The sequence below is a fragment of the Stenomitos rutilans genome (assembly GCF_059505485.1).
Map to the genome: position 1 here is coordinate 20,883 of NZ_JCACKR010000077.1, position 20,044 is coordinate 40,926.

Annotated in this window: 17 protein-coding genes; 9 read left to right on the forward strand and 8 right to left on the reverse strand. The window is 45.9% G+C overall.

Annotated elements, in window-relative coordinates; all coding sequences use genetic code 11:
• Positions 1–6 precede the first annotated feature (6 nt).
• Genes AC5JLP_RS13740 through AC5JLP_RS13750 form a run of 3 tightly spaced genes read left to right on the forward strand, consistent with a single transcriptional unit; the run spans position 7 to position 2,506 of the window.
• The gene (locus AC5JLP_RS13740) at positions 7–495 is read left to right on the forward strand and encodes an ASCH domain-containing protein (RefSeq protein WP_496068482.1); all 489 of its coding nucleotides are present in this window, start codon (positions 7–9) and stop codon (positions 493–495) included.
• Positions 492–1,061 carry an AAA family ATPase gene (locus AC5JLP_RS13745; RefSeq protein WP_496068483.1) on the forward strand — a complete coding sequence of 190 codons (570 nt, stop codon included), beginning with the start codon at positions 492–494 and terminating at the stop codon, positions 1,059–1,061. Before AC5JLP_RS13740 ends, AC5JLP_RS13745 begins: the two co-directional genes overlap by 4 nt.
• 11 nt (positions 1,062–1,072) lie before the next feature.
• Positions 1,073–2,506 carry a deoxyguanosinetriphosphate triphosphohydrolase gene (locus tag AC5JLP_RS13750; protein WP_496068484.1) on the forward strand — a complete coding sequence of 478 codons (1,434 nt, stop codon included), beginning with the start codon at positions 1,073–1,075 and terminating at the stop codon, positions 2,504–2,506.
• Between the two features lie 334 nt (positions 2,507–2,840).
• Here AC5JLP_RS13750 and AC5JLP_RS13755 read toward each other — a convergent pair whose 3' ends face one another.
• The 4 genes from AC5JLP_RS13755 to AC5JLP_RS13770 form a co-directional block, all read right to left on the reverse strand.
• Positions 2,841–3,356, reverse strand: coding sequence for a TniQ family protein (locus AC5JLP_RS13755; protein WP_496068485.1), 516 nt, complete (start codon positions 3,354–3,356; stop codon positions 2,841–2,843).
• A 15-nt stretch (positions 3,357–3,371) separates the two neighbouring features.
• On the reverse strand, positions 3,372–4,244 hold the full coding sequence (locus tag AC5JLP_RS13760; protein ID WP_496068486.1) for an ATP-binding protein: 873 nt from the start codon (positions 4,242–4,244) through the stop codon (positions 3,372–3,374).
• A gap of 15 nt (positions 4,245–4,259) precedes the next feature.
• Positions 4,260–6,389 carry a TnsB C-terminal domain-containing protein gene (locus AC5JLP_RS13765; RefSeq protein WP_496068487.1) on the reverse strand — a complete coding sequence of 710 codons (2,130 nt, stop codon included), beginning with the start codon at positions 6,387–6,389 and terminating at the stop codon, positions 4,260–4,262.
• A 141-nt stretch (positions 6,390–6,530) separates the two neighbouring features.
• Positions 6,531–8,687, reverse strand: coding sequence for a pentapeptide repeat-containing protein (locus AC5JLP_RS13770; RefSeq protein ID WP_496068488.1), 2,157 nt, complete (start codon positions 8,685–8,687; stop codon positions 6,531–6,533).
• 245 nt (positions 8,688–8,932) lie between these two features.
• Here AC5JLP_RS13770 and AC5JLP_RS13775 point away from each other — a divergent pair, with 245 nt between their 5' ends.
• Positions 8,933–12,847 (forward strand): LamG-like jellyroll fold domain-containing protein, encoded by a 3,915-nt coding sequence (locus AC5JLP_RS13775; RefSeq protein ID WP_496068489.1) that lies wholly within the window; start codon positions 8,933–8,935, stop codon positions 12,845–12,847.
• Here the strand turns inward: AC5JLP_RS13775 and AC5JLP_RS13780 are convergent.
• Both AC5JLP_RS13780 and AC5JLP_RS13785 read right to left on the reverse strand, forming a co-directional pair.
• Entirely contained in the window at positions 12,842–13,777 is a 936-nt protein-coding gene (locus AC5JLP_RS13780) for a CHAT domain-containing protein (RefSeq protein WP_496068490.1), read from the reverse strand. The genes AC5JLP_RS13775 and AC5JLP_RS13780 overlap by 6 nt on opposite strands.
• 21 nt (positions 13,778–13,798) lie before the next feature.
• On the reverse strand, positions 13,799–14,230 hold the full coding sequence (locus AC5JLP_RS13785) for a Het-E N-terminal domain-containing protein (protein WP_496068491.1): 432 nt from the start codon (positions 14,228–14,230) through the stop codon (positions 13,799–13,801).
• Positions 14,231–14,879: 649 nt separating this feature from the next.
• On the opposite strand from AC5JLP_RS13785, the gene AC5JLP_RS13790 reads away from it, so the two are divergent.
• The gene (locus tag AC5JLP_RS13790; protein ID WP_496068492.1) at positions 14,880–15,158 is read left to right on the forward strand and encodes a DDE-type integrase/transposase/recombinase; all 279 of its coding nucleotides are present in this window, start codon (positions 14,880–14,882) and stop codon (positions 15,156–15,158) included.
• 726 nt (positions 15,159–15,884) lie between these two features.
• On the opposite strand, the gene AC5JLP_RS13795 is transcribed toward AC5JLP_RS13790, so the two are convergent.
• On the reverse strand, positions 15,885–16,040 hold the full coding sequence (locus AC5JLP_RS13795; protein WP_496068493.1) for a hypothetical protein: 156 nt from the start codon (positions 16,038–16,040) through the stop codon (positions 15,885–15,887).
• Between the two features lie 228 nt (positions 16,041–16,268).
• Between AC5JLP_RS13795 and AC5JLP_RS13800 the strand changes: the two genes are divergently transcribed.
• The 3 genes from AC5JLP_RS13800 (at position 16,269) to katG (ending at position 19,171) form a co-directional block, all read left to right on the forward strand.
• Entirely contained in the window at positions 16,269–16,442 is a 174-nt protein-coding gene (locus AC5JLP_RS13800) for a hypothetical protein (RefSeq protein WP_496068494.1), read from the forward strand.
• A gap of 6 nt (positions 16,443–16,448) precedes the next feature.
• On the forward strand, positions 16,449–16,607 hold the full coding sequence (locus tag AC5JLP_RS13805) for a hypothetical protein (RefSeq protein WP_496068495.1): 159 nt from the start codon (positions 16,449–16,451) through the stop codon (positions 16,605–16,607).
• A 374-nt stretch (positions 16,608–16,981) separates the two neighbouring features.
• Positions 16,982–19,171 carry a catalase/peroxidase HPI gene (katG, locus tag AC5JLP_RS13810; RefSeq protein ID WP_496068496.1) on the forward strand — a complete coding sequence of 730 codons (2,190 nt, stop codon included), beginning with the start codon at positions 16,982–16,984 and terminating at the stop codon, positions 19,169–19,171.
• Positions 19,172–19,341: 170 nt separating this feature from the next.
• Here katG and AC5JLP_RS13815 read toward each other — a convergent pair whose 3' ends face one another.
• The gene (locus AC5JLP_RS13815; RefSeq protein WP_496068497.1) at positions 19,342–19,527 is read right to left on the reverse strand and encodes a hypothetical protein; all 186 of its coding nucleotides are present in this window, start codon (positions 19,525–19,527) and stop codon (positions 19,342–19,344) included.
• 194 nt (positions 19,528–19,721) lie between these two features.
• Here AC5JLP_RS13815 and AC5JLP_RS13820 point away from each other — a divergent pair, with 194 nt between their 5' ends.
• Positions 19,722–19,952 (forward strand): hypothetical protein, encoded by a 231-nt coding sequence (locus AC5JLP_RS13820; RefSeq protein ID WP_496068498.1) that lies wholly within the window; start codon positions 19,722–19,724, stop codon positions 19,950–19,952.
• Positions 19,953–20,044: the final 92 nt, after the last annotated feature.

The following is a 20,044-nucleotide window of genomic DNA, read 5'->3' on the forward strand; positions in this document are numbered from 1 at the left end:
TTAGCCGTGAAGGATGATCCATTTTGGGAGGATTACCTGTCTCCATTGTTCGAATCGGCACATCTGCCGTTTTCACTTCATCTTGCAGTTTTTGTAGAGCCATATCTTCAGTTTGTTTTAGAGGGAAAAAAAACTATAGAGTCGCGTTTCTCAACACGTCGCTTTGCTCCTTACAATCAAGTTAAAAAGGGGGATGTAATTCTTCTAAAACGATCGTCTGGTCCTATTCTTGGGATTTGCCAAGTAACTTATCCATGGTTTTATCAACTTGATCCTGACTCCTGGACAAGCATTCAAAAAGATTTTGCTGAGGCTTTATGCGCGCAAGATCCTGAGTTTTGGAAACAGCGCGAATCTGCCTCTTATGCAACTTTAATTCGTATCCAACGTGTAAAATCTATTGCTCCAATCAAATATGCTAAACGCGATCGCAGAGGCTGGGTAGTTTTACAAGATAGTGTAAGACAGTTAAAATTGGATCTTGAAGTTGTATGAAACCAGCTATTCTTACTTTTTCTGGTCCTATTGCCAGTGGTAAATCAGCACTTTCAAATAAATTAGCTCAAACCTTTCACTGGTCTCGTGTGAGTTTCGGAGACTACGTCCGTTCTATTGCTGATGCAAGGAAAATTCCTAAAACACGAGAAGTTTTACAGGCAATTGGTACTGAACTTGTGACAAGTGATGTAGAGGGATTCTGCAACACCGTACTAGAACAGGCTAGTTGGCAGCACGGGCGACCTCTGATAATCGATGGTATTCGCCACGTAGATGTTCTTAAAACTCTACAGAAACTAGTCGCCCCAATGAAACTGTACCTTATCTTTATTACCATTGATAGGGGTGTACAAGCTAACCGCTTAATTAAGAGAGGGACAGACGAGCTACTAGCAATTCAAACACTGGAGTTGGATGTAACAGAGCAGCAGGTAGGCACTTACTTGAGAGATATAGCTGACTTTGTAGTTGACGGTAGTCGTTCAGTTGAGGAGGCAACCCAGGATATTGCAGATTGGCTCCAGTTCCAACGTGTTAACAATTGTAGAACAATAACTCAGTAGTAAGGTGATCTATGATTTATCACAAGATGCAATGGGAAAAGCTACTCAGCGATGAACGACAAGGAAATGAGAAACATAGGGAGGATCCCCATGAGCGTAATCAATTTGAACGTGATATTGATCGAATTATCTTCTCAGAAGCGTTCAGAAGACTTAAAGATAAAACTCAGGTTTTCCCAATTACAGATCATGACCACGTACACAATCGGTTAGCTCATAGTCTAGAAGTTTCTTGTGTTGGTAGATCTTTAGGGAGGCTTGCAGGAGCACATATTCTTCGAGAATACGAGAATGACCTGAAAGAGCTAAAGGAAGAAAAAGGTCTGAATGAAGCTAGTTTTGGTGCGATTGTACAAGCTGCCTGTCTCGCTCATGATATTGGTAATCCACCGTTTGGGCACTCTGGTGAAAATGCAATTCAATCTTGGTTCTATACAGAAACAGGGAGGCAACAACTAGATCAATTAAATGCATCAGAAAAAGAAGATTTGGAATTATTTGAGGGAAATGCACAAGGATTTAGGATTCTTACTAGATCAGAGCGGCAATTTAACCGTAACAGCTTACAGCTGACTTTCGCCACTCTTGCAACTTTTGCTAAGTATCCCAGAGAATCTCTTGTTTATAGGAGTATTTTAGAAGAGAATTCATGGCGAGTAAGCGCTAAGAAATATGGTTTTTTCCAATCTGAAAAAGAAGTTTTTGAAAAGGTTGCTGAAAAAACAGGGCTTAATCAAATCACTGGTAATGCAGCCTGGTGGTGTAGGCATCCTTTAGCCTTTCTTGTAGAAGCAGCAGATGATATTTGCTACCTAATTATGGATCTTGAAGATGGCTTTAACACAGGCTATATTGATTATAAAACTACCAAAGAGTTGTTGCTTAGCCTTGCAGATGATGAAGTTAAAAATGAAGAAAGGGAAATCTTAAAGGAAGAAAGTGCATTGCCAGAGAAAAAAGAGAATATAAGATTTCTCCGTGGCAAAGCAATAAATAAGTTAATAACCTTGACTAAAGATTCTTTTATTCGGAATGAAAAGAGAATATTAACTGGTGAATTTGATACTCCTTTGCTTGATTCAGGCAGTGATGAAATCAAACAAAGAATTAAAGCAATCAAGAGTGAAGTTAAAGACAAAGTATATAGATGTCAAGAAGTTCTTTTAATAGAGATAGCTGGATATGATGCTATTTCAGCCTTAATGAGTGAATTTATTATTTCAGTTAATGATGGAGTTGTTTCGGGTAATAGCAAGAAGCGTAATAAGAAAAGTGAAAAACTGAATGAGATATTGCCTGGTAAGATTGTTCCAAATGGCTATACCGGAAATGAGAAGTATCTAAACATATTAAGGGTAACAGACTTTATAGCAGGAATGACAGATTCTTATGCAGTGTCTCTCTTTAGAGAAATTAAGGGTATTTCCTTATCTCGATACAGATAACTGATAACTTCATCCATTTCGGTCAGTGAATAGAAATACATTAAGGGTTCCTTGTTGTTCTCAAAGAGGTCTCTCCCCTAATAAAGAATAAGTTTCTCAAGAGAGATTTATTCTAATTTCAGAATTGGCACTCAGTATGTGTATATTTAGTGCAAGTGAAGCTGCTGTTTAATGTTCAGCCGTTCTTGAGTACCCGCAAGTCACACTTCTTGTTTTGGTGTCTCTTTGTCCGACAAGAAGATACAGAAAACAGATTGCACAATCAGAGCATATCGTAAGCAGTTTGAGCTTGTGACGATCGCGTGATGACATTGCATCAATATTAACGGGGCAGTCAATACGGTTTCTGTTTCTTCACCATACTTCTGAAGGACATTCCACAGTGAGCACACTTCTGTTCCTTCAATAATGCCTCAACTGAAAAGTTCTTCTCACAAGCCCAGCATCTGGGGAGTAAGCGCAGCCTGTGGCGATCACACCCTGCTGTTGAGTAGAGCTGCCAGGCTATTCGGTGGTAGGGTTCTTCCAAGCAACAGGCGGCGCAGATGCGGATGGTGTTAGGCTGCGATCGCTCACCTTTGGGAGGAAACATTTGCCAGAGTCTATCAACCTCAACTTGCGTAATCTTGCTGAGTGCTTCCACCTGTTTCTGCTGAGGCTTTCTCCCACTAAAGAGAAGGTTCTCCCAGCGTTTGATTGCTGTGCCTACTTCAAGAATTGCCCCTAACTGACTAGGAGAAGAAATCCGATTGCCTTTTGCTTGTCGGAACCGATACAAGAAACTGGCAATGCTTTCTCCTGCATGGGGGTGGACGATCGTATATGGGTGATTGGGATCAAAGGTGTACATTCACTAACCGCTTGGTTATTGATCATCCGGCTCAGCTACTGTTTGATCACCATATTTCTTTAAGACCTGGCTCAGTACCTCATTGTCGAAATAAAAGTCATCGACCGTTGAGGAGCGTCGAATGACCTGGATCAGGATTTCAACTAGATTTCCAAAGTTGCCATTAGAGGCTTTGAATAAATCCGTTACCGTCTCAGCCCTTATTAACTCTAAGGGCTCTGGCAACCCCAGAAATTCTCGTTCAAATGTTTTGATTGGACCTGAGAATTCACTTTTGGAAAGGTTGCTGAATTCACAGTAGGGTTTGAAGTAGTCAAACAAATCAAGCTCTTTCAACTTCTTGTCTAGAATAGTCGGACCAAGCAAGATAACTGAGATGCCACACTTCTTCGCTAACTCAATCAAATCACAAATTGCCTTCTCGGTCATATAATGAGCGTTATCAACCAACAGGGTTTCAACCCTGAGTAACTCCAATGTGTCAAAGGCTCTGAGACGGTAATCTTCCGGCTTTCCACCTCGGGCACCGCGACCTAGCTCCTTCGTAATCTGATTGAACAATTTACGCGAGTCAAAAGAGGTCAGGCAATCAGTGTAATGTGTTCGTAATGGAATCGGACGCAATGCTCCTTTCTGCCCACTGATACGATCGACGCACTCCATTGCGATCGTCGATTTACCACATCTCCTGGGACCGATGATTCGACCACTAAGCCTGTCCTCACATCGATCTCTCAGCCACTGCTCCAGAGCCACCAATTGGTTTGTCTCAGCAAAGAACTCTCGGTTGATGAGTGCTTTGATTCGCTCTGTCACATTGCCTGCATCTGATGCAGGTTTATTCGAGTGACTTAGGGGAATACGCCCTGACTGTGGTTCCGGTAGCATCGCGATCTAACCTCATCAAAACCGTCTGGTTCGGCGCGGAACGATCAGCTTTGGTCGCTGTTCCTCAGCCAGTTTAAGCTGCTGCTCAAAGAATTCTACCTGATTTTTTTCTTGAAGACGCTGCTGCATATCGATCACGTTTCTGGCTTTAGCAGGTTGCGTGAGTGATCGAGTACCGTCTGCATCAGTGGGTTGAACAGTTGCCTTTGGGTCGACTGGCACTGCTTCCGGGGTAGGGGTAGAGGCTACTGCTGCCAGCGGCTGCTCTGACTTCAACTCTGCGGCGATTGTTTGCGTTGTTGAAGCCGTATCGATTTCTTCAGCCTGGAAGTTTGAGTTTTCAGGGTGACTAGAAGCTTTTGCTGCTGCCCGTAAACGAGTGTGCTCCTGAGCTTGCTGTTTTTGCTTGCCTGCTTTTTTTGTGTCTATTAAGCCATCCTGCTTGCCTTGATATTTCAGACGGGTGCCTCGATTAGCTTTCTTGGTTAGCTGCGCTTTCGTCGTCACAGCCTTTCTAATTTCGTTGATCTCATCCAGGCGTAACGTTTCAGTTTCGAGTTTATTAGAATTAATTTTGCGAATGTCAAGCTCTAATTCATCAATCCACTGATTCAGAAGCTTAACCTCATCCTCAAGCATTTCGACATAGCCTAAAAACCGTCCTGGCTTCTCATTGACTTCCTTTTCAAAAGCAAGTAGACGGAGAATGTTGTCTGGGTTATATCTAAGAGTGACAGAAGCCGCATTAACGCCCTTTAATACCTCTCCCCGGTATTTTCGTGTCCTGAATCGAACGGTGCCATGGTCGTACAGTTTCGCATCCACAACTTTCATTAAGCAAAGATCCAGCTTCCGTTCCTCCATCACAGGAGGCAGTTCTTCATCAAGTCCATCCAGCCAAACTCGGTAGCGGCTTCTCGTCTCAAACTTAGGATGATTCTTATGGTTGTGCACAGCGTACAGGTGCCAAGCGACCAGCTTATCTAGATCTTGCGAACTCAGACACACCTCTGATTCAACATTCTTCGGGCGCTTCTGCACGCTGGAGCCAGTGTAGCCCGGACAAGCACTCCAAACTTGACAGTTCAAGCCATGAAAAACAGTCTCTGCATCACCCCCATCTGAAACTTGCCGACGCAGATGGCAGGTAAATCCAAGCTCTTCGCTAATTGTTGCAAGATGTCTGCCAATGTCTTTGACGTGTTTAGACTTTAGGTCTCTGCCGCCATCAGTATAAAGATGACGAAAGAAGCCATAGGGCATTGCAACATCGCGCAAATCATAGTCAGCAGGAAAATACTTGGGAAGAATGGCTCGTCGGATTAATAAGGCAACTTCTTCCGATCCTGGTTGCTTGGCACTGAACAGATGGCTCAGTATGCATTTAGAAAAAGAATCTTTGAGAATCGACAACCAGAGGCGTGTAGCTCCCTCTCTAGGGGACAACTTGTCATCTTTAACCTTTTCAAATTGCAAGACGAGTTCGCCGTCTTCAAGCTTTGAAAGTACGTCTACTTTAGTATGGTCAACCTGTACGACTTTATTTGGATAGCTGGCTTTGAGAGCCTTACCATCTCGCGTATTCAGGAGTGGTTCAGTGCCTTGTCCCGCACTGCACTTACCTTCTTGGATTTCTCGTTGCTCGATTAACTCTTTAACAATACGTAGTACCGTTGTGTAAGCAGGATACTCTTCTGTGTTGCACTTTTTGGCTGCTTCCTGCTCAACCTTTACGTGGACCGCTGCCGCACTCATTATCTTTCCGTTCGTGCTTCCCTTCTCCCAGGTTGTGGTGATGAAGGGCTTCCACAATTGAGTCAGCAAGTGTTCACCTTTTGTGCGTGGCGTTTCTGGCGGAATAGCTTCTTCTCCTCCTCGGAAGTATGATTGAAGCCAGCGGTAAAAGGTACGTCTAGAAACATGAAGGTGCGCTAGTACAGCTTTTTTTCTTGCTTTCTTGATTGCCTGATTAAGGGAATCAGCCACCCATTGAATGAGCCGGGAGCGAAATTCAGTCGTGGCGACCCCCTGCTGCACAAGCTGTTCGATGAACTTATGAATGTCTGTACTGTAGCTACTTTCATCGAGCAGTACCGCATCATCAGGGCATTCGGGAAGTTCGGTTTTGAGGCAATCGTCAGGCATGGGAGGGAAAGAGGACAGCAAGGGTAGAGTGGCAATACTGTACCAGATTTGGAAAATTTGCGCCACTAATTTACGAATGTAGCTGTTGCGATCAGGTGCGCTAAACTCTAGCTCATATTTTTTGGCTATTTACAGTAAAGGTCAAACAATACTGCTACTACCTTCACCGTTTAGCTGGGCGATCGCGTTTTGGATGGCAGTAGCGATCGCCCTTTCTGGAAGCGCCGCCAAAATTTGCTGTTCTTGTTGTAACAGGGATTGTTTGAATTGTGGATCTCGCTGCGCTTCTTCGAGAATGATAAGTTGGATCAATTCTGTTTGTTCATTGGCTGTGGTTGCTACATTGCTAGACCTCAATTGATTCAGCAGAGTATTAACCACTTGAGTTTCATGCCCATCTCCCGTAACTAGGCTACGAACTTGATTGCTGGCTTCTGTGTACCTAATTTCACCCGCACCAGTGACGTTTGTAATCGTGCCACCCACAAAATAGAAGTTGCTGCCGATGCGTTTAGCAAGCTGCTTCACTTCTTCATTCGTTTCTTCTTGCGTTTTTTTGACGTTTGCAAGATCACTAACCAATCTACGGAAAAGCGGGCTATTTTCCAGGCGAGTCGCAGTGACTTCATATCCCTGGTAAACAGCATCTTGAATTTCTTTGATTCGGCGCTCTACATTGGCAGGATCATCGCTTGTGACTTTCACAACCCATAAGTCTTGCCGCTGCTCAATTCCTTGCAGTTTTAGTTTTAGGTCTGGTTTATCAGTTTGTAGCTTATCAAATGTCAAGCTGAGGGCAGTATAGTCAAATTCTTCGCCCTTAAATACAAGCTCTAACTCATTCTCAGGTTGCTGGAACAGGGAAGCAAATTCACCGGGTTCAAAATTGCGATCGACGGGATAGCGGTCAGTAGGTTGTCCATCCCGATAGCGTCGGTAGATGTAATCACAGCGAACCTCCGTAAAGTTGGTTTTGCTGCTAACGCTCCAGTCTTCAATGCAGATGCCAGTCAAGTCTGCTCCTGAAAAGTCAGCCCGTGCGACTTGAGCACGAACGAGAATGCAGTCTCGTAAGTCAGCATTTCGCAAGTTTGCCTCTGTCAGGTTGGCATCAATCAGAATATTCTTACGCAAGTCAACCCTTTGAAAATCTGCCCCTGCAAGTTGGGTCCGAATGAGGGTACTTCCTCGTAGGTCTGTGCTTTTAAGGTCCGTACTTTTAAGGTCTGCGCCTGTCAGGTTGATATCTGTAAAATCAAATTCACGCATATCTGCACCTTGAAGATACGCGCCTCGCAAATTAAATCCTCTAAAGTCTTTATCACGGCTACTGCCATGTGTGAGTAATCGCTGAACTTTGGGATACTCCAAATCGAGGTATTGATTATCTACTCTGGCTCGTTCCAAGCCAACTACACCTTGAAAACATGTGCGATAAAGATTTTGCGCCCGTAAATCAGAATTTGCTAACTTAGCATTGGTAAAGTTAACATTACTCAAATCTAGGTTTGCAAAAGAAGTTCCCCACCAAGAACCGACTATGAGCGCCCAAAATCGTTGGAGTCCTGGATATGACCAAGGTGTTTCTCGAAGGTAGTTAGCGAGCCAAGCAATCAGTGTTAAAAATACTCCATATCCAGCACCGAGCAAAAGTACTGTCCAGTATGTCAGTGGTGAAGTAAGCAAAATTTTGCTGTATGGTAAGCTCTTTCGTTCTAACACATCAGCAATTACCCCAAAACAGCTAATCGTTGCAGAAGAAACACCGCTGACAACAATAACAATTTTAAGAAAATTGGAATTAATGAATAAAATATCAGCAACAGCAATAATGAAACGAATTGCTAGAAAACCAGCGGCACTTAGTCCTAAACACAATCCTGTTGCTACTATAGTCGTTATTAAAAAAGCAGAAAAGCCTTGAATAAGACCAAAAACCCCCAATAAAATTGACAATGCAATGACGATACCCAAACTAACAAATAGAGTAAGTGTTACTTTAATTATGTCTTGAGTAATAGCACTTACAAGCACAACTAATACAATTAAAAACGTAATGTGAAGCTGTGAACGAGCGGGATTGTCAATTATGCCGTACAAGCTAATGAATCCGCCAACGTAGCCTGCAAGCACGTTCGCTAAAACACTCAGTATAATGGTTAGCAGAGCCAAAACATTTTTAAATAAAACCTGTTGACCCGCACTCTTACTTTGAAAATCTATGTTTAAACTGTTCTGCCCAAATCGTTTACCCTGAATAGACTTAGCTTTGTGGTACTTCTGCTGATCCGTTTTCATTCCGCAGACCTTGAGTGAGAATCAAAATTACCAGATATGGTTAAAGTCAAACAGTATTAAAAAATCTGCGTTTCTTAACTCTTAGTACAATGGCTTTGAAAAATTAGTCTAGGATAATATAGCTTTAAGGTTGCTGGGCATCTTGAAATCGTTGATAATTAAATCCACGGACTGAACCAATATTGTTTCATGTAATTTAGCAATATTACTATGCAATCATGGTTGTTTCTGTTTAAATTAACAAAATGTATACCACTCAATCAAAGCAACCTGTTCTACAACTGCAAGGCAATATTCCTGGTTTTCCGGGAACGAATCTTCCAGGTGTATCGATCATTGGCACCCTAATCTCTACTGAACCTCTTCGAGTTGAGAATTTTATAGAGGTTGTTGAAATTGTCAGGGCACGCTCGCGTTCTGAGCAACATGCTTTAGTTAGTGTAGTCATTGATACTGAAGATTTCGTACCAATTTCGTTTCTAGAAGCTGGAGTTAAGCAAAGTTCATCAGTTTGTCGGATTGCAAGGTACTTTTCTCATTCAAGCTTCCTTGACTTTGTGAAGAATCTTGAAGTAGCGATTGAGCAACTAGGGAGTTTTCCTCACAATTTTGATAGCGCTGACAAAGTAATTGAAATCTTCTCCATTCCTCAGCAAATCGCCGAAGGAGTGTTTAGCGAAGCAGTTCGGCAACAATTTCAAGCAGGAGACAAAACTCCGCTCAAAGCACTTCAGGATATTACAGAAAATCAACTTGCCAAAATCTTACCGATTCCGATCGGTACTGGTTTTTTAGTCGGCGGAAGCCATCTGCTCACAAATCATCACGTAATTCCAGATGCAGAAACGGCGGATCAGTGCGTTGCTCAGTTCAGCTTTGCTGAAAACCTACAAGGTGAGAACCAAAAATCAATTGACTACGAATTTGATTCGACTCTTTTTGTTTCTAATCCTGGTCTCGATTACACATTGGTGCAACTCAAGTCAGGTATGTTTACTCGACAAGCAGGCTTTGAACTTGGTTGGATTCAATTAGTTGAAAATGATGAAAGTGTTGCTCCTGGATTGGTATGGGTTGAGTTTGAAGGCAGCCGCGATCAGATTCTCTCAGTAATGGAAGCGGGTAAAGTTGCGATCGATGCCTTGAAATTACGCGGCTACACTATCGACACAGAAGAATCTCTAATCATCTGGCATCAGGATGCTAATTCTTCAGAGGTTGAGATTTATGAGCAGGAAGAGATTAAAGAACTCGGTCGATTAATGGGAGAGGATGCATTCAATGAGCCTGGTAAAAGGGTTAGCGATCGTGCATTGAGACGAAAACGTGGCGACTCTGTAATTGTTGTTCAACATCCGAAAGGTAGGCAAAAACAAATTGTTCTCAACAATAATGAAGTCATTACTAATGGACTCTACGAGGACTTTTTGAGATATAAAGCAGATGCAGATTATGGTTCGTCAGGTAGTCCTGCATTTAATACACGCTGGGAATTGGTCGCACTCCATCATGCTGCTGTCCCTAAAAAACCTGAAGATCCTACTAAGCAGAGTCCGGCTGGAGATCGCACTCCTATCGAGTGCCATCAGGGAGTTAGAACTTGCCGCATCATTGATGATCTCAAACGACGAAGTTTTAGAAATCCAAAACTGAAAAACTTCATTCAAGATTTTGTGATTACGGCTGAGCAGTTAAACTATCCGCCGTTACCAGCCGCCTTGGAGTTTGATGGTCAGCACAGTTACGTGAGCTTGAATTCCAGAATTTTTGCTACTTCAGTTGTTCACAGCGCTCAACAACAAAAAGGAACGATTAAATTCTGGAGTCAAGATTTTGTAGAGCTTGGAAGTTTTGAATCAACGGCACTCAATACAGAAATCTGCTTTAGCCCAACTAAAACCATTATTGCTGAAGCGATGACTGATTCCAGTGTCAAGCTGTGGAATGCAGAGAGCGGACAAGCGATGACTGATTTCAGCATCAAGCTGTGGAATGCTGAGAGCGGACAACTGATCAGACTTTTGACAGGTCATCAAGGAACAGTTATGAGTCTCAGCCTTAATTCTGATGGCAATAGACTCGCCTCTGGAAGTGCAGACAAAACGGTCAAATTCTGGAATCTTGAAACTGGCGAATTTAAAACGTTTGAAGGACATACAGATTTCGTTCGGTCAGTCAGCTTGAGTCCTGATAGTAAGAGAATTGCTTCTGCTAGTGGGGGTGAAAGAGCATTCAAGCTTTGGACGGTTGATACGCTTGATTTTAGATCTTTTGAAGGACACACTGACTTCGTTAGGGTTGTATGCTTTAGCCCAGATGGAGAAATGATTGCTTCTGGAAGCAGCGATAAAACAATCAAGCTTTGGAGAGTTGAGGACGGCGAAGTTGTAAAAGCACTGGAAGGACATCAAGCGTTAGTAGTTCAGGTGTGCTTTAGCCCCAATAGCCAGATGCTTGCCTCTAGCGATCGTAGTGTCGTTAAGCTTTGGAATCTTGCTACAGGAGAGTCGAAGGAGATTCAGGAAGCAGGGGTAGATTTCCTCAGCTTTAGCTCTGATGGTCAAACGATAGCAACTTCAGCAACTTTAAATAAGGATGGAGGGATTGAAGGAGGTATCATTAAACTCTGGAAACTTGATGGAACACTATTTACACTTCTTGAGAATGCTGGTTCTAATTTTAAATTTAATTCCAGAAGTGTTCAATCCGTTCGTAATCTACAAAGCTTAGAAACGCTAAATGCTATTACCATCGAAGCTTGGATCAATCCAATAATGGGTGGTATGGTCATCAGCCGAACACTGGACGCAGCGCATCCAAGACCAGGTGAATTTACCCTCAGAGTAAACTCGATTGGTCAGGCTTTGTTTTCTGTGCTTTCAGTTTCGGCAGATGCATCAACCAAATACTACTCTTCAGTTTCCACAATTCCTGCGCTACAGTACGAGTTCAGCCACATTGCTGCAACCTGGGATGGATCAACTATCAAACTATATGTTAATGGACGTGAGGGACAATCAATGGACGAACCGAGTCCAGTTGACTTAGAAGGGGATTCTAATTTGCCGTCCAGTGCTCCAATCCTTATGGGGGTAGCGCTAAAACAAGGAACATCAGAATTAGCCCATCCTCCTCATACTCGGATTCCAGACTTGGAGCAGTTCTTCTCAGGCACGATCGCTGAAGTTCGTTTGTGGAATATCGCTCGAAGTTCACAAGATATTGCCATGAATATGACGCGGCAATTAAGCAACAACGAGCCAGGGTTAGTTGGTTATTGGAGATTTGAAGAGAGCCAGAGTGACAACGTGTACAACTCTGTGTCTCAGCAAAGTGATTACGGCATTCTTCGAGGGGTAAAGCGATTAAATGCTTCTCAACTATATTTCGCAGCCTTACCCTACGGTCTTAGATTTAGTAGCAATACGGAGCAGGTTGATTGTGCAAACAACAACGATTTAGTCATCATAGAAGCAATTACGATCGAGGCATGGATTAAACACAAATTTGGTAATTGTTCGCTTGTGAGTCAAGGTGATCTGAATGGGTGCAGCTATTCAATTGCATGGCATAACGGTAAAATCCGAGTGATTTTGCAGGGCGAAAGCGCGTTAAACAGAACAGTAGCTGTCACAAAAGATAGTTTTCCTCAAGATTTGATTTGGCATCATGTCGCGTTCACTTGGGAGCACGCCTCATCGGAGCTTTCTATTTACATTGATGGTAGAGTGCAAGACTCCCTGGTGATTGAGGGGCAGGCAAAGACGATTGTAACTCCTGCCAAAAACCAAACCCTTGGGCTATTTACAAGCTCACTGAAGGGTGTGACAGGTAACTTGAAGATTGGCGGTCAAGAAGCGGAACTGGATGTTCCGCAGTCACAGAAAAGGTTTTACGATGTCGCAATCGCAGATGTCCGACTCTGGAATGTCTGTCGTCCTCAAGACCAGATTAAAGCAAACATGTCACGGCGGTTGAACAGCGACGTAGAGAACGACAATGGTCTGATTGGCTACTGGCGACTCGATGAAGGCAGTGACGATCGAGTGATAAATCTTGTATCTAAAACACCAGCTACCATTCATGGCGCAAAATGGTTTCCGATGCCAGTCGTGTCAGAACAAACGACAACTGCCAATACCAACTTTCCTGAGTCATGATTTGCATTTGAGAATCGGTGTGAGATGCTCTGGAATTCCAGCCATCTGAATTGCGTTGCATCCCAGCTTGTAGGCAAACTCCACCGATCGCCCTGCTAACAGCGCATCATAAAAGCCGATCGCAAATTCGATCGCCGCTTGATCTCCAATTGAGCGCTTCATGCCTACGACACAAGCAATATGTTGCGAGATTGCTTTCGCTTGGACTTCTGAGTAACACGCATTCAGCACCACACACTCAACCTGGTGAGTAAATAAGGCAAACAAACTGGCGATCGCTGCTCCAGAAACCAACTTCGGTTGCCCAGTTTCATCCTCAAACATCAAGCCTTCTGGCTCTGCATCGGTATCCGAAACGACGCTGAATTTACGAGCAGATAGCGGCTCGTTACCTGAATTTTCAGTTCCAACGCCATGACCTGAGAAGTGAACAATCTGGGGCTGATAATCGAGCAACGCCCGCTGCATGTCTCTAGCAGTTACCGCCCACTTTGAGATCACCTTAAACTCATCTCGATGGCGCGATCGCCTCAGTCCCTCCTCAATCTCGCGTACCTCTTCCCCCAATCGCAGAGAAGGAGTTCCCTTGGGGTTTGCCGCCAAAACCAGAATCGTCTTGACCAATTGAGGTTCACCAGCAACCCTAGCGCCCTTGTCTGAAATGGCTGGCTGATGGGTAGCTTCTTGATAATGAATATTTCCAGCCCCAGTGAGATTAGTAATGCTGCTACCTGAGATGTTGAAAACTGCTCCCTGCACATTACCCATCGCCGTCCCGCCTGACATTTGTCCGATCGCCTGATTGCGATCGCCCTCCACCGTTTGCCCAACTTGCGGCGCTTGAGGATGAGAACTCTTTGAAGAATCAACGGTATCTGGAGCAGACGAATTTGTAGCAGCCTGATTGGGATCAGGTCGTTCATTAGTCATTTCGTTTAATCTGCCTCCTACCTAATTCAGTGTCACATTACCCTGCACGTTGCCAAGTACATTGCCACCTGTCACCTGACCTGTCACTTGGTTCTGATTGCCAGTAACAGTCTGGATAATCTGATTGCCGGGAGTCCCATCAGGAGCATCTTCTTGCAGAATCTTGGCGATCGCTTGTGCCAGTTCTGGATTGTCTTTCAATAACGTCTCCAGTTCCTCTTGGAAAACAGCTTTACGAGCTTCACTCTCTGGTTTTATAGCCACCTGCTCTGCTGCTACTTTCATGTCTTCCTTTGCCTCCACCTCCGGATGCAACTTCGACCATACTGCTTTAGCTTTATTCCAAGCGTCCTCACCAAATTTCTCCGCAACTTTTTCTGATGCCTTGCCACCTAACTTTATTAAGAAAGGTAGGAAAGGGGAAAGGAAAGCAGTTAGCAATACAATGTCCATTAGAAAAGCTTCCGTTGCTGACAAAGATGAGAAAACTCTAGAACATAGAAAGTACCAACCTCTTCCCTCATTTCAAGAAACCAAGTTGGTTGTATCTATATCTTTCTCTACTCTATCAAGATAAACGCTCTTCAATGCTATCGCCCCCTTCTTCGTCACCATGCATTAACGTATGTAGCGGTAAGGTCGGCTCTGTCGCAGAAAGTGAACGGGACAGTAGGCTTAGGAAAGCCTTGTCGTCGTTGATCGGTTCCCATGTCTACTCGGTTTTGTTTCAGTAGCGTCATCTCCAAGCAGCTATCATGGTGCTGAATGTCCGCTGGTCTTGCCGCTATGCCTTGTCCTACTAGAGTTGGGAGGAAATGATGCTAGAACGAGATATTGAAGTAGACCTTTCAACGAGCAACTGATGGGTGCTTAAATAGGTCCCAGCATTAGACAAACGGGTTCGACCGTATTTGAAACGAACGATGCGTGGAGGATCGATGAGATGTCTACCGAAAGCAAAGGAGCCTAGAAGTAGCTTTATCGTTCGGTCGCTTCAGCCAGAAAGACACTGGACTTTCGGTTGAGTGCGAAACGAGGTGGCAAAGCAGTCACTCGGTTTTTCCGTAAAGCCCTCAGATCCTAACTTGTCAAGAGACCTCGCGTGATTAATGTCCACAAGAATGCAGCTGATCTGCTCGCCGTCAATATGCTAAAAAGCTATGAAACGCTGCCAGCAGAAACTGAACGATGGCATGTGAGGTTTCTGCATAACAGCATGGAGCAAGTTCATCAACACATGAAGCGAAGCACCAAGCCAGCGATGGGTTTCCAGTCGTTCAACACGGCGAGACGAACCTCAAGGGGAATTGCAGCGAGAAATATGATGCGCCTCATGCGCTACTGTCGCATCTTCAACGTAGCTCGAAGGTGGAACTGTTAACTAGGCGCATAGGATTGATTGCCAATAATCGATAGGGCAGTGCTTACGGCTACTACATGTCCAAGCCCGCGCTTTCGATGCCCGAAAATCACTGGCGACACGCTGCATCGCCTCCGGAGAACCTTGCCAATCCTGCTTAGCACAAGCTTTTTCTCAAGTTGAAAGGCGGAAAGCAAGAGCCTTAAAGGGTTAGGGCGATCGAAAATTTGTGCCGTCAATTTGATAGAATTTTAACAGAGCGATTTCTACGGAATATCAAAACTTTGATGGAAACTTGCTTCAGGCTTAAAGTTTAGTAGCGTCGAAACTACTTCCAGTAATGTTCTTAGCGATCTCAAATTTTGCGCCACTGATTTACGAACGCTCGAATATGAGATTTTTCACCAAAAGCGATTTTTCTGCCAAAAACCAATAAAATTGTGCCACCCATTTGCGAAATCTGAGCGGTGAGGGGTAAATGTGGTAAAAACGTTGAAAGCTCTTCAGACAAATGGTTTCAGGCTTTGGAGGACTGTGCCACCCATTTGCGAATTGTGCCATATTTTTTGGCTATTCACAGTCGCACATTGATGTCGTTAGAATGGCATTTTACTGCTTTTCTCACGCTAATGTCGCTAATAAGTCATATGCAACTGGGCGGATAACGTGATCATTGCGCTGTTTTGCGTCTTGTCAGCGCAAATGCCATTCTTTAAAGGCACTCAACATACTCATGCGATCGCGCCACTACAATAAACCCGCAGACCCATACAAGCGTCTGAGCAGCGCGAGAATCTTGGTGCCATAGTCAGCCTCGGCAGACCACCGCCAACTGAGCTGCTCCACGCTGGGAGCCACGCCTCGGCTGATGGAGGAAAAACGTGGATCAACTACTGCCTGCACCAACGGTTCTTGATTGGCATAGGCTTTCAGATGTTGAATATGGGCGCGAACTTCAATTTGGGCACTCGGAAAGCTAGCCGCTTCGCGACTACCACCACCGGGAGCCGTCTCATATCTGGTCAGGTTCCATCGAACGGCTCCCTTGATGCGATTGGATATGGCTTGTGCTTACTGGGAGAAGTTTGTTCGGTGTGAGATCAGCAATTCAGTCGGCTGAACTTTATCATCATGACCAAAAGTGCCGCGATCGAAGCGCTAGAAGTGGCGCTGGTGGTGGTAACGCTGGGGCTAGCATCAAAAGCGTGGCATGAAGCGATTGCTGGTGCTGCCCTGGCGCTGGTTGCCACTGGTGCGATCGTGCTGGTTTTGCACGGCTACTTGCTCAAGATTCCTGATGTTTGACTGAAATTGAGTGCAGGCATTTTGCTATTGGCTTACGGCACCTTCTGGCTGGCGGAAGGATTAGGGATTGAATCGCCCATTGGTGAGTTGGGATTGCTGATTCTAATTGGCGTTTATGGATTGATCAGCCTACTGGCAATTCAACAATTGCAGAAAACCCGCTAAGACACTTCGCCTATTCTCAGCAGATAACCGATCAGTGGTCAGGTGCATGAGCATTGTTATACCAGTTTAAACAGTGACCAGGGCAGATAGAAGATTGAAACCTCGAATGTGCAAGCCTCCTGAAAGCCAAAATCGCTAATCTAAAATCCAAAATGGTATTAACTTGTCCTGCATCAGTGCGATCGCCTTATTACAATAGCTTAAGGTGACTTCTAAAACGGAGTCATACCGATTATGATTAAACAGAGTTCAGCGCAGCAAAGCCCATTGATGGACTTCTCATCGATCATGTCAATAGTCGCCAATGCGCTATTTGCTGACAGTGCTTGAGTCCACTACACAATCCTCACCACAACATTTAACAGGAGATACATATGAGTAGCGGAAACGGATGCCCGTTTACGGGAGGGCAGAAACAGCCTCGTCATGTGCCGACGAACCAAGAATGGTGGCCGCATTATTTGAATCTGAGCATTCTCAACCAGCACTCACCCAAGTCTAATCCGATGGGTGAGGCGTTCAACTACGCTGAGGCGTTCAAGACGCTCGACTTAGCCGCCGTGAGAGCAGATATCTTTGAGCTAATGACCACCTCTCAGGACTGGTGGCCAGCCGACTATGGGCACTATGGACCGCTCTTCATCCGGATGGCATGGCACAGCGCTGGCACCTATCGGACTGGCGACGGTCGCGGCGGTGCAGGTTCGGGCACTCAGCGGTTTGAGCCGCTCAACAGTTGGCCCGACAATGCCAACCTCGACAAAGCGCGGATGTTGCTTTGGCCTATTAAGCAGAAATACGGCAAGAAACTCTCCTGGGCTGACCTGATGGTCTTTGCTGGCAACTGTGCGCTTGAGTCGATGGGCTTCAAGACGATCGGCTTTGCGGGTGGGCGCGTGGATGTGTGGGAACCAGAAGAAGACATTTACTGGGGGTCTGAGAAAGTCTGGCTCGACAATGAGCGTTACACTGGCGATCGGGTGCTGTCGAATCCTCTCGCCGCCGTTCAGATGGGGCTGATTTACGTGAATCCACAAGGTCCAGATGGCGAGCCTGATCCGCTTGGTTCGGGGCGCGATATTCGTGAGACCTTTAAGCGGATGGCGATGAACGATGAGGAGACTGTCGCACTCACCGCTGGTGGGCACACCTTCGGCAAATGTCACGGTGCAGGCGAAGATACGCATGTCGGTGCTGACCCTGGCGGTGCCAGCATCGTAGAGCAGGGACTGGGTTGGAAGAGCACCTACAATACCGGGATCGGCGTTGATGCCATCACCAGCGGCATCGAAGGTGCCTGGACTCCGACTCCGACGCAGTGGGACAACAGCTATCTGGAAACCCTGTTCAAATATGACTGGGAGTTGACGAAGAGTCCCGCTGGCGCGTGGCAGTGGAGACCGAAGGACGGGGCTGGTGCAGGTACGGTACCCGACGCCCACGATCCGTCGAAACGGCACGCCCCCATGATGACCACAGCGGATATGTCCATGAAGACGGACCCTACCTATGAACCGATCGCGCGGCGTTACCGCGACAACCCAGATGAGTTTGCCGAGCAGTTCGCCAAGGCGTGGTTCAAGCTAACCCATCGTGACATGGGACCGCGAGTTCGCTATCTCGGTTCAGAGGTGCCAGCAGAAGAGTTCCTGTGGCAAGACCCCATCCCCGCAGTTGATCATGAATTGATTAATGAGCAGGACATCGCCGCACTCAAAGCCAAGATTCTGGCATCGGGACTGTCTGTCTCCCAACTCGTTTCGACCGCCTGGGCATCGGCATCCACGTTCCGCTGCTCCGATATGCGCGGTGGAGCCAACGGAGCGCGCATTCGGCTGGCACCACAGAAGGATTGGGAGGTCAACCAGCCAGCCCAACTAGCAACGGTGCTGCAAACCCTGGAGGGCATCCAGACCGAATTCAACCGTTCGCAGTCCGGCGGCAAGAAGGTTTCGCTGGCTGACTTGATCGTTCTGGGCGGCTGTGCCGGTGTCGAACAGGCGGCGAAGAGCGCTGGATACAATGTGACAGTTCCCTTCAAGCCGGGACGGACGGATGCATCGCAAGAAAAAACCGATGTTGAGTCCTTTGCCGTGCTGGAGCCGACCGCAGACGGATTCCGCAATTACTCCAGCGGCAAACACAGCGAATCGGTTGAAGAACTGCTGGTCGATCGGGCGCAGTTGTTGTCCCTGTCAGCCCCCGAACTAACCGTTCTCGTAGGCGGCTTGCGTGTCCTGAATACGAACTTTGACGGCTCCAAGCACGGTATCTTCACCCATCAGCCAGAGACGTTGACCAATGACTTCTTCGTGAATCTGCTCGACCTGGGCACAGCGTGGAAGGCGACCTCTGAAGATGAATATGAGTTCGAGGGGCACGATCGCAAAACCGGCGAACCTAAGTGGACCGCTACCCGTGTTGACCTGATCTTTGGTTCAAACTCGCGGTTCCGCGCCCTTGCAGAAGTCTATGGGGAGGAGGACTCGCACCAGAAGTTTGTGCATGACTTCGTGGCGGCGTGGGACAAGGTGATGAACCTCGATCGCTATGACCTCAAGTAGTTTCAGCACAACAGTCTTCGAGGGTTTCGCAGCGTCGTTTCGTAAGATGAGCGATCACCGATCGAGACGACGCAAAACCGTATAAATCTTGAATGTAAGTAGAAGTAAGAGACAAACATGAGAGCGGCGTTTCAACTTGCCTTGAAGCGCCGCTTTCACATTCCTGGCTCCTAACTGCTTTGAAGCGTTTGCGAATACTCTCCGGCACGTTCGCCCCTCGTATCATCGTCAACTCTAATCATGCAATCTTGCTGTACTCCAGTATTCCATTGGCGATCGCCAATCGCTATCTTCCAGTAGTCTAAAGCTGCACAAGACTGCCTCAGCCTGCGCCGTTGTCGATCTTCAGCAGCCATCACTATGATGTTGGCACGCTTTTTGCACACTATATTCTGTCAATTGGCTAGAGAAATTTGTTGCCGAATACGGAGCAGTTTCTATACCGTTCGAGTGATTGTGCGGGATGCGTCGAGACAGTACGATCTGCGAGTCAGTATCATTATTTACCATCAATACGGATAAAACCCTAATACGGAGAATCAGGAGCATCATGCCAAAAATGGATCAGATGGACGATCGCCGTCCGAGCCAACGGAGTCTACGATCGCTTGATTTTTTGAATCTGTTTCTGGCAGATGTCCGCGATGGGGTTGATCCCTATCTCAGTGTGTATCTAAAAGCGGCGGTCGGCTGGGATGCTGCCCAAATTGGCGCTGCTCTTTCGGCTTCAACGATTTCCACCGTCATTGCTCAAACGCCAGCCGGAGCATTAGTCGATTAACTGCGGCAAAAGCAGCTGTTGGTTGTGCTGGCTGCGATCGCCGTGTCGCTGGGCTGCATTGGCATGGTGCAAGTGCCCAGTATGCCTGTGCT

Coding starts and splice junctions, on each gene's coding strand:
- AC5JLP_RS13745 (WP_496068483.1), top strand. CDS start 492: ATGAAACCAGCTATTCTTACTTTTTCTGGTCCTATTGCCAGTGGTAAA.
- AC5JLP_RS13750 (WP_496068484.1), top strand. CDS start 1,073: ATGATTTATCACAAGATGCAATGGGAAAAGCTACTCAGCGATGAACGA.
- AC5JLP_RS13755 (WP_496068485.1), bottom strand. CDS start 3,356: ATGTACACCTTTGATCCCAATCACCCATATACGATCGTCCACCCCCAT.
- AC5JLP_RS13760 (WP_496068486.1), bottom strand. CDS start 4,244: ATGCTACCGGAACCACAGTCAGGGCGTATTCCCCTAAGTCACTCGAAT.
- AC5JLP_RS13765 (WP_496068487.1), bottom strand. CDS start 6,389: ATGCCTGACGATTGCCTCAAAACCGAACTTCCCGAATGCCCTGATGAT.
- AC5JLP_RS13770 (WP_496068488.1), bottom strand. CDS start 8,687: ATGAAAACGGATCAGCAGAAGTACCACAAAGCTAAGTCTATTCAGGGT.
- AC5JLP_RS13775 (WP_496068489.1), top strand. CDS start 8,933: ATGTATACCACTCAATCAAAGCAACCTGTTCTACAACTGCAAGGCAAT.
- AC5JLP_RS13780 (WP_496068490.1), bottom strand. CDS start 13,777: ATGACTAATGAACGACCTGATCCCAATCAGGCTGCTACAAATTCGTCT.
- AC5JLP_RS13785 (WP_496068491.1), bottom strand. CDS start 14,230: ATGGACATTGTATTGCTAACTGCTTTCCTTTCCCCTTTCCTACCTTTC.
- AC5JLP_RS13800 (WP_496068494.1), top strand. CDS start 16,269: ATGACCAAAAGTGCCGCGATCGAAGCGCTAGAAGTGGCGCTGGTGGTG.
- katG (WP_496068496.1), top strand. CDS start 16,982: ATGAGTAGCGGAAACGGATGCCCGTTTACGGGAGGGCAGAAACAGCCT.
- AC5JLP_RS13815 (WP_496068497.1), bottom strand. CDS start 19,527: ATGGCTGCTGAAGATCGACAACGGCGCAGGCTGAGGCAGTCTTGTGCA.
- AC5JLP_RS13820 (WP_496068498.1), top strand. CDS start 19,722: ATGCCAAAAATGGATCAGATGGACGATCGCCGTCCGAGCCAACGGAGT.